Raw genomic sequence first — 9,149 nt, forward strand, 5'->3', positions numbered from 1 at the left:
ATCCGGGTTAGGCGGCGTCGCGCAGATCGGTCAGGTCGCGGCCACGCGTCTCGGGGGATACGATGGCGGCCACCAGGGCCACCACCGAATAGCCGATCATCATGGCGGCAATCGGCCACCAGGATTCGGTCAGCGCGACCAGCCAGGCGGCCACCACCGGACCGATTCCGGCGGCGATGATGCCACCGAACTCCTTGGCCAGGGCCAGCTGGGTGTAGCGGTTGCGGGCACCGAACAGCTCGGGCAGGAACGAGGACTGCACCGAGAACATACCCAGCACCGACACCGAGAGACCGATGATCAGGGCGAGCGAGATCAGGAAGGTGTCACCGGTGTTGATCATCAGCATCGCCGGGACCGCAAACAGGGCCTGGAAGATGGTGACGGCGATGTAGATCGGGCGGCGGCCGAAGCGGTCGCCGAGCCAGCCGAACAGCGGGACGGTCGCGAATCCGATAACCGAACCGATCATGATCGCGGTGGTACCCACGGCGCGATCCACCAGGATCGCGGTGGCGATGTAACCGATCAGGTAGGTCTGGATGATGCCGGAGTTGCCCGACTCACCAAAGCGCAGACCCATCGCGATCAGGAAAGAGCGGCCCTTCTTGGAGTGCAGAGCCTCGCCCAGGACGTTGCGGTGTGCGGGCTCAGCCTTGAGCTCGGCCTTGGACAGGGCGACACCGTCAACAACGTCCGCGCGGCCCTCGAAGACCGGGCTTTCCTTGAGCTTGAGGCGGATCCACAGCGCGAAGAACATCACCAGGAACGAGGCGATGAACGGGATCCGCCAGCCCCAGTCGAAGAGCATGTCCTCGGGCATGAACGCGACCAGCGCGGCCCAGATACCCGAGGCGAGCAGGGTTCCCGAGTTGGTGCCCAGGGCCACCAGCGAGGACACCAGTCCTCGACGCGAGGTGGGCGCGTACTCGGCCAGCATGACCGAGGCTCCGGCGATCTCTGCACCGGCACCGAAGCCCTGTGCCAGACGCAGGATGACCAGCATGATCGGAGCCCAGATGCCGATCACGGCATAGGTGGGCAGGAAGCCGATCAGCGTGGTGGCACCACCCATCAGGGCGATCGTGATGACCAGGACCTTGGTGCGACCGATCCGGTCACCCATCCGACCGAAGTACCAGGCACCCAGCGGGCGGGCAACGTAGCCCACCGCATAGGTGCCGAGGCTGGCAATCAGGGCGACGGCGGGGGAGGCGTCGGGGAAGAAGATCTTGTTAAAGACGAGGGCGGCGGCGAGGGAGTAGAGCTGGAAGTCCATGAACTCCAGTGCGGTTCCAAGCCAGCCGGAGACGGCTGCGCGACGGAGATCCGCGAAGGACCGCTTCGCCGGGGCGGCGACGGTTTGTGCCATAACGACACTCCTTACTTCGTTGTAGGGCGCTAATACGTTGGGGGGGGTTCCACGTTGAAACCCTGCGCAGACACTAAGGTAACACAAACCTGTCAACCTGTCATATAGGTTGGGTGAACATGAGAATCGACGGCGTGTCTGCCGGGGTGGTGTGGACGGGGTTCGCGGATATCGCGGGGTCCGGAATCGGACCTTAGGCGAGGCCCGGTCGCGCCTCGAGTGAGGTCACCAGCGCCATCGTCGAGGCCATATGGGCCTCCATGGCCGTGCGTGCGGCGGCCGGATCGTGGGCACGAATCGCGTTCACGATGCCGCGGTGCTGGTCCTGCTCGGAGCCCACCAGGCGATTCTGCTCGCGATAGCTGCGCACCTCCACCATGGTCTCGAACAGCTTCGCGCCCACCGACTCGGTAAACCAGGTGAGCGCGCTGTTATTGGCGGCGCGAGCGATTTCCAGGTGCAGCAGGGCGTCCAGGCGCGGGTACAGGTCGGTGTCGCCGAGGGCGAGTTCCATCCGCTCGATCAGGGCCCCGAGGATCGCGATGCTCTCCTCGCTGGCGCGCTCGGCGGCGAGGCTCGCGGCCTGCACCTCGAGTGGCACTCGCACCTCCATCAGGGCGGTCAGCGGGGCGGCCTCGCGCTGCAGGGCGCGGCCGAGAAAGAGCGAGATCAGGTGACCATCCAGCTCGCGGACCACCGCGTTGCGGCCGCTGGCGATCTCCACCAGACCGATTGCCTCAAGCGCGCTCAGGGCCTCCCGAACCACCGGTCGGCTGGCCCCAAACTGCTCACCCAGCGCCGCGGTGGAGGGCAGCGAGTCGCCGGGGTTCAGCTCGTTACGCGAGATGTACAGCACCAGGGCGTCGAACATCTGCAGGCTGAGCTTATTGCGCGACACGGGTTCGAGCATGGGGGCCTCCTGGGTGCGAGGGTGCGGCGGTGTCCCGAGTCTATCGCCGGGGCACCGCCGGGTGGCGCAGGAGGGGCGCGTGCCGTGTGGATCTGTGCGGGTTCGCCCGGGTTAGCTGGTCGCCAGGGCCTCCGTCGGGGGGAGCCGGGCGGCGCGAATCGAGGGGTAGACGCCGGCCACCGCGCCCACCAGCACGGCCCCGACAAGTCCGCCGATCACCGACTCCGGGGGGATGACCACCGGCCAGCCCTGCAGCAGCGTGTAGCCGAGTGTTCCGGCGACCCCCAGCAGAGTTCCGATCACCCCACCGGCCCCGGCCAGGAACACGGCCTCGATCAGGAACTGCACTCGAATCTGCCCGCGCGCGGCCCCCAGGGCGCGGCGCAGACCGATCTCGCGGCGGCGCTCCAACACCGAGACGATCATCGTGTTGGCCACGCCGATCCCGCCCACCACCAGGGCGACCCCGGCGAGCCCGAGAAACAGGCCCGAGAAGGTGTTCTGGGTGTGCCGCTTGGCCAGCAGAGCCTCCGAGGGGCTGCTCACCTGAATCAGTCCGGGCGTCTGCGGATCGAGGGTTGACGGGAGGACCGCCCGCACCGCCTCGATCTGTGACTCCTCGGCGGTCAGGTACACCACGCTGGATCTGCCGTCGAATCCGAAGGTGCTGCGGGCCGCATCCCAGCCGATGAACACCGCCTGTTCCAGCTCGGGGGTCACCGGCATCGCGGCCAGGATCCCGATCACCGCAAAGCGGGTGCCACCCACATCGATCAGCCGCGCGGGCCGATTCGGGTTCACCTCGGTAATCCCCAGCCAGCGAGCCGCCTGCGATCCCAGCACCACGGTGGGATAGGCGGCAGCGGAGGGGTCGAGGAAGCGGCCCGAGGCGATTCTCCCGTGCACGGTGGTCAGCAGGTTATCGGGGGCGGCGAGGGTGGTGATGCCGGTGCTCAGGGTGTCTCCGACATACTCGGTCCGGCGCACGGTCTGGTGCACGTTGGCCACCGCCGAGACGTGTTCCACCGGCCCGATCCGCCCGGCCATCGCCGGGGCTCCGGGATCCAGGGTGATCGGATTATCCGGCGAGGAAGCGGGCTGCGCCACCAGAATATTGGTGCCCAGCGCCGAGATATCGTCCAGCAGTTTTTGCTGTCCGGACGCGGGAATCGCGGTCACCAGGACCAGGGTCGCGATGCCGATCGCGATCCCCAGGCCCGAGAGCGCCGCACGCCCGAGACGTCCGCGTACCCCCTCCAAGCCGAGGCTCAGCACGTCGAGTGGACTCAGCCGGGTGCGCGGACTCAGGCGGGCGGGCACGGCGCTCATGCGGCCACCCGCTCGCTCAGTCGGCCGTCGCGGATTTCGACGCGACGGGGTAGCTCGGCGGCGATCTGTTGATCGTGGGTGATCAGCGCGATCGTGGCCCCCTCGCGGTTGAGCTCGAGGAATAGATCAAGAATCCGGCGTCCGGTGACCGAGTCCAGCGCGCCGGTGGGTTCATCGGCCAGGATCAGCGCGGGGGAGTTGACCAGAGCCCGGGCGATGCCCACCCGCTGCCGTTCTCCGCCGGAGAGCTCGTGGGGGCGGTGGGAAAAACGGTCCGCGAGGCCCACCCGGTCCAGCGCCTCGCGGGCCAGGGCCGGCCGCTGGCGGCGCGGGACGCCGGCGTAGAGCAGGCCCGTGGCCACGTTGTCCACGGCGGAGAGACGCTCGTTGAGGTGCGACTGCTGGAACACAAACCCCAGGGTGCTTGCCCGCAGCGTCGAGAGCTCACGGTCGTTCATCCGGGGAACCGAGCGGCCCTGCAGCAGCACCTCGCCCGAGGTCGGGCGATCCAGGGTGCCACAGATGTTGAGGAGTGTGGACTTGCCCGATCCCGAAGGGCCCACGATTGCCAGGCACTCGCCCGCGTGGATGTCGAGGGAGACCCGATCCAGCGAGGTTACCCCGCCCGGATAGCGCTTGGTGACCTCGCTCAGGGAGAGGACCGCGGTCACGAAGCCACCACCACCCGGAGGCCCTCGGTGACGCCGTCGCCGGAGATCTCCACGTTTCCGTCGGCAAAGAGGCCGGTGGTCACGGCGATGAGTTTCCCGGCCGGGGTCTCGATGGCCTGCGCCCCACCCTGCACGGTGATCAGCGCGGTCACCGGGACGATCAGCACGCCGGGGTGAGTCTGGCCGATGAAGCGCACCCGGGCACCCCCGGTTCCCGCGGCGGTGAGCTTCTCGGCATCGGCGGGCTCGGTGGTCAGCGTGACGGTGATGCTGGGGGTGCCGCCGCCCGAATCTCCGGCGGGCGGGTTCTGGAGAGCGGCGATGGTGCCGGTGAGGGTTGAGCCGCCGGGCAGCGTGACCGGAGCCTGCGCTCCCACGGTGATCCCACCCGCGCTGCCCGCGGGCACCGGGACGGTGATGACCCGGGTGGTGTCGGTCACGGTCAGGACCGGTCCGGTGGCGGGGTCGCCCACCCGCGCGCTGATCGCGTTGATTCGCAGCGGGCCGGGGTTCACCAGGAAGCGTTCGGGACTGACGATCCCGGTCTGTTCGAGGCCCTGCTTCTTCTGCCAGCGCCTAATGGCCGCCGAAAGGGCCGGGGTGAACACACGATCCTCGCCGCCGCGCTGGGGTCCGACCGTGTAGCCCAGGGCGGCCAGGTTATCGGCGACCACGGCCACATCCTTGCCGTGGGGTGGACGCGGCGGGGTGGGTGGAGCCTGCGGCGGGGCGGCCGGGGGCGAACTCGGGTCGTCGGTATTGCCGGAATTGCCGGTGTTGGCCGTGCCACCGCCGGCAGGCGTCCCGGTGAGCGAGAGCTCGCGGTAGAGCGGCGTCGTGCCGATCAGCAGCGTGACCGGCTCATCGTTGACCCGATACAGCTGGTCGCCCTGGTTGATCACGGTACCGGCGGCCGGCAGCATGGTGATGATCCCGGTACCGGGACCGGTGATTGGATGAGCCGCCCCGAAATCGATCGTGGCCGGATAGTCGCTTCCGGTGGATATATCGCCTCGGGTCACGGTCGCGGTGGGCCGATGGTCCACCTTCGCGGGTGGCGGCACCGTGGGTGCCAGACTCAGCGCGAGCCCCGCGGCCGCCGCACCCACCAGCAATACCGCGATCCCGGAGATCCAGAGGGTGCGTTTGCCCGGGCGAAAACGCCGACTCACTTCCCGCTCCCGAAGGCCTGCAGGGTGCACTTCTGGTCGATGTCCCCGGCGTTATCGGGGATCGAGGTCATGCTGTCGTCGTAGTTGGCGTCGAGGTTTTGCGCGTTGAGCAGGTGCATAAAGATCCCGTGATCGCGCAGGCAGGAGATCCACGCCACCGACTGATCGCGGAACTTCGGGTTGGTGGCGGCCTCCAGCTCCTTCGGCATCAGCGGGAGGAGGTTCGTGCACGCAGCCTTGGCGGTGTCGGGCACCGGATCGGCGGCCCGCGGGTAGGTGTCGGCCTTGGTCCCCGACTGCCCGGCGGCCCCCGGCGCGTTGCGGCCGTTATCGGCGGTCGCACCGTGGGCGATCAGGCAGGCGTTCCACGCGCCGATCAGCTGGTCGCGCCGCTCGGGGGAGTCGTCCAAACGCATCTGCGGGCGGCCCGAGCCCTCGCCATCCGCGGTGTTCCCGGTGGGTGCATTCGAGGTTCCCGCATCGGTCCCGGCACTCGAGGAGACACGCGGAAGCTCGGCGACCCGGGTGATCCCGGTATCGGGTTCCTGGGCGCAGCCGCCGAGAATCGCGGCGAGAATCAGTGCCGGGACCAGCAGGATCCGCGGCGTCAAAAACGATCGTGAAACAGTCATGGCGGCCACGCTAGGCACATAATGTCAGGCAAATGTTAGGAACGTGTGTGCGTTTGCCCCAACGGGCGTGATCCGCCGGTTTCCCGCGGATTCCCGGGCTTAGACTACCGTCATGGCCGAACTGTTAATTGCCGAGGACGACCCCGCGCAGGCCGAGCTGATCCGGCTCTATGCGCAGAATGAGGGGCACCACGTGACCGTGGTCCCCGATGGGCGTGCGGCCCTCGACGAGGTGCGCCGGAAGACCCCGGATCTGCTGATCCTCGACGTGATGATGCCCAGGCTGGACGGCCTGGACGTATGCCGCATCCTGCGTGCCGAATCCGCGGTCCCGATCCTGATGGTCACCGCCAAAACCTCCGAGGACGACCTGCTGCTGGGCCTCGACCTCGGCGCCGACGACTACCTCACCAAGCCCTACAGTCCGCGCGAGCTGATGGCCCGGGTCCGCGCGCTGCTGCGCCGCGACGCCCGCGGAACGGTGGCGCCGGTGATCCGCGTGGGCGCACTGGAGATCGATCCGGGTCGCCATGAGGCCCGACTCGGCGGCACCGTTTTGGACCTGACCCCCGGCGAGTTTGCGTTTCTCGCCCAGCTCGCTCAGGCCCCGGGCCAGGTCTTTACCCGCGAGCAGCTGATCCGTAATCTGCACGGGGTGGACCGCTATATTTCCCGGCGGACAATCGATGTCCACGTGTCCAATGTGCGCAAGAAGGTTGAGCAGAACCCGGCCCATCCGCTGCTGATCCGCACGATTTACGGGGTGGGTTATAAGCTGCTGGATCCCGATGCGTAGGCCGGTGGATCGCGGCCACCGGGTGCCGTGGCCGCGCAGCCTGGTGGTGCCGCTGTTTGTGATGACCGCGGCGATCGTGGCGGTGTCCGTGGCCGCGGCCGTCTGGATGACCGTGTCGGCCACCGCAACGGCGGTGGAGCAGAAGCGCGATCAGACGGTCACCACCGATACCGCCGTCTATAACGACCTGGTGGGCTATGCGGCGACCCACACCCACTGGGATACCGTCGGCCCGGAGCTTAGGCGACTGGCGAGCGAGAACGAGGTGACCCTGACCCTGATGGATGAGTCGGGGGACCTGATCGCCACCACCGCTAAAAAGTCGGCCCAGCTGCCCCGGCCCGACCTGGCGCGCGCGATCCTCAACCCGCTGGCACTGGATCCCTCCCTCGCTCCCTCGGCGCGGATCACCGCCCCGGAACCGGATGAGGATCCCGAGCCGGGGGAATCCGCGACGCCCGGCTCGGCACCCACATCGGCACCCACCTCGGAACCCTCCGAGAAGTCTGGGCAGGCGTCTGAGGGTGCGTTCCCCGCGCCCTCCCGCGACGGGACGACGGCCGGCGGGCCGCCGAGCTTCTCGGTCATCGACCCGCGGGCGGTCGGCCCGTTCCGGCTGAACGATGAGGAACGGGATCAGAAGATCGCCGAGGCGAAAGCCCTGGTGACCTGCCTGAGCACCAACGGTGTGCCCGACGTGCTGAGCGATACCGCGCCCAATGGGCGCCCGGTGGTTTCGATGCCCACGGGCACCCAGACCCCGCGCCCCTGCCTCGAGGACGAGGGTCTTCTGCGCAAGCCCACCCAGAGCGAGTACACAGCCCTTCAGGCACTGGACACCCTGGTCAACGACTGCCTGGCCCGCTCCGGTGAGGATCCGATCATCCTGGACACCGACCTGAGCTGGACCTCGGTGGATAGCGACCGCGAGTCCAACCGGGGCGTGAGCGGCTGCATCGAAACCTCGCGTCAGGAGCAGCTGGCCTCCAGCGTGGCCGAACCCGCGCGCCTCTTTATTCAGGGGCAGGATGCCACGGCCCGCGTGTTTTGGGACTTCTCCGGGGAGAATCAGCTGCGCCTGACCCTGCTGATCGCCGGGCTTCTGGTGTTGACCCTGGGCCTCAGCCTGTATGGCGGACTGCGGTTGACCCGTCCGCTGCGCACCCTGGCCGCCGCGGCCGCCCGCGCCAGCGACGGAGACCTGCGGGCGCGTGCCGACGTGCGCCGCCGCGACGAGGTGGGCGCCGTGGCCACGGCGTTTAACACGATGGCCGAGCGCCGGGAAACCCTGGAATCCTCGCGGAACGCGATGATGAGCGACATCTCCCACGAGCTGCGCACCCCGATCGCCACGATGCGGGGATGGGTCGAGGCCGCCGAGGACAACCTGGTGACCCCGGATGCCGCGTTCCTGGCCACCCTGCACCGGGAAACCCTGGTGCTGCAGCGCCTGGTGGATGACCTGCACCAGCTCTCGCTGGCCGAGGCGGGGGAGCTATCCCTGGAAATCGAAGATATTCCGCTGCGGGAATTCCTCGATCAGTTCGAGGCCGCGGCGCGTGGACTCAGCGATCCGGCGGGCATCACCCTGACCGCGCTCGCCAACCCGACCCTGGCCGCCGACGTGATGGTGCGCGCGGATCCCTTCCGCCTGCGCCAGGCCCTGCTCAACCTGGTCTCCAACGCGGTGCGACACACCCCGGAGGGCGGTCGCATCACGATCACCGCCGAGCGCCGCGGCGAGGCAATGCTGGGAGAGGATCGCAGCGCCGAAGGACGTTCGAGGGATGAGCGCCGCGGCGAGGTCCGTTCGAGGGACGAGCGCCCGGGGGTTGACATCTCGGGTGGCGTGCCCGACGGTATCGCGTTCACCGTGACCGACAGCGGTTCGGGCATCCCCGCCGAGGAGGTTCCCTTCGTCTTCGATCGGTTCCGCCGCGCCGATAAGTCGCGCACCCGCGCCACCGGCGGCAGCGGCCTGGGCCTGGCCATCGTGCGCGAAATCCTGCGCCTCCATGGCGGCTCCGCGACCCTGACCAGCACCCAGGGCACCGGCACAGCGGTGACCCTGTGGTTCCCGGACGCGCCGCCCATCTCGGATCGGGGCGGCACGCCGTCGAGGTGAGCCCAGGGGCCGGGCGCCCTACGGGCCTTTACGGGGGTGGGGGGGGTTTTGAATAGCAAAAAGAGGTAAAAAAAAACCACCCCCAAGAAAGGATTAACCAACCCCCCCCGCCGCAGCCAGCCCCAAGCACCCCCCCACCGGC

Annotated in this window: 8 protein-coding genes; 2 read left to right on the forward strand and 6 right to left on the reverse strand. The window is 68.5% G+C overall.

Annotated features, from left to right (window positions below; all coding sequences use genetic code 11):
- Positions 1 to 7: 7 nt before the first annotated feature.
- The 6 genes from M2390_RS02405 to M2390_RS02430 all read right to left on the reverse strand — a co-directional run bounded on the left by M2390_RS02405 (position 8) and on the right by M2390_RS02430 (position 6,086).
- The gene (locus M2390_RS02405; RefSeq protein WP_259176766.1) at positions 8 to 1,372 is read right to left on the reverse strand and encodes an MFS transporter; all 1,365 of its coding nucleotides are present in this window, start codon (positions 1,370 to 1,372) and stop codon (positions 8 to 10) included.
- Between the two features lie 193 nt (positions 1,373 to 1,565).
- A complete protein-coding gene (locus M2390_RS02410) occupies positions 1,566 to 2,282 on the reverse strand; it encodes a FadR/GntR family transcriptional regulator (RefSeq protein ID WP_121688034.1) in 717 nt (238 codons plus the stop codon).
- Positions 2,283 to 2,393: 111 nt separating this feature from the next.
- Complete coding sequence (locus tag M2390_RS02415; RefSeq protein ID WP_259176768.1) at positions 2,394 to 3,611, reverse strand: ABC transporter permease; 1,218 nt, start codon at positions 3,609 to 3,611, stop codon at positions 2,394 to 2,396.
- Positions 3,608 to 4,282: an ABC transporter ATP-binding protein gene (locus tag M2390_RS02420; protein WP_259176771.1), complete on the reverse strand. Its 675-nt coding sequence runs from the start codon at positions 4,280 to 4,282 to the stop codon at positions 3,608 to 3,610. Before M2390_RS02420 ends, M2390_RS02415 begins: the two co-directional genes overlap by 4 nt.
- Entirely contained in the window at positions 4,279 to 5,454 is a 1,176-nt protein-coding gene (locus M2390_RS02425) for a peptidoglycan-binding protein (protein ID WP_259176772.1), read from the reverse strand. Before M2390_RS02425 ends, M2390_RS02420 begins: the two co-directional genes overlap by 4 nt.
- Positions 5,451 to 6,086 (reverse strand): hypothetical protein, encoded by a 636-nt coding sequence (locus M2390_RS02430; protein WP_259176773.1) that lies wholly within the window; start codon positions 6,084 to 6,086, stop codon positions 5,451 to 5,453. The genes M2390_RS02425 and M2390_RS02430 overlap by 4 nt, the downstream gene beginning before the upstream one ends.
- 112 nt (positions 6,087 to 6,198) lie before the next feature.
- Here M2390_RS02430 and M2390_RS02435 point away from each other — a divergent pair, with 112 nt between their 5' ends.
- Together M2390_RS02435 and M2390_RS02440 are read left to right on the forward strand one after the other, a co-directional pair.
- Complete coding sequence (locus tag M2390_RS02435; RefSeq protein ID WP_259176774.1) at positions 6,199 to 6,882, forward strand: response regulator transcription factor; 684 nt, start codon at positions 6,199 to 6,201, stop codon at positions 6,880 to 6,882.
- A complete protein-coding gene (locus M2390_RS02440; RefSeq protein WP_259176775.1) occupies positions 6,875 to 9,007 on the forward strand; it encodes a cell wall metabolism sensor histidine kinase WalK in 2,133 nt (710 codons plus the stop codon). The genes M2390_RS02435 and M2390_RS02440 overlap by 8 nt, the downstream gene beginning before the upstream one ends.
- Positions 9,008 to 9,149 lie beyond the last annotated feature (142 nt).

The organism is Mycetocola sp. BIGb0189 (genome assembly GCF_024810155.1).
Taxonomy (GTDB): domain Bacteria; phylum Actinomycetota; class Actinomycetes; order Actinomycetales; family Microbacteriaceae; genus Mycetocola; species Mycetocola lacteus.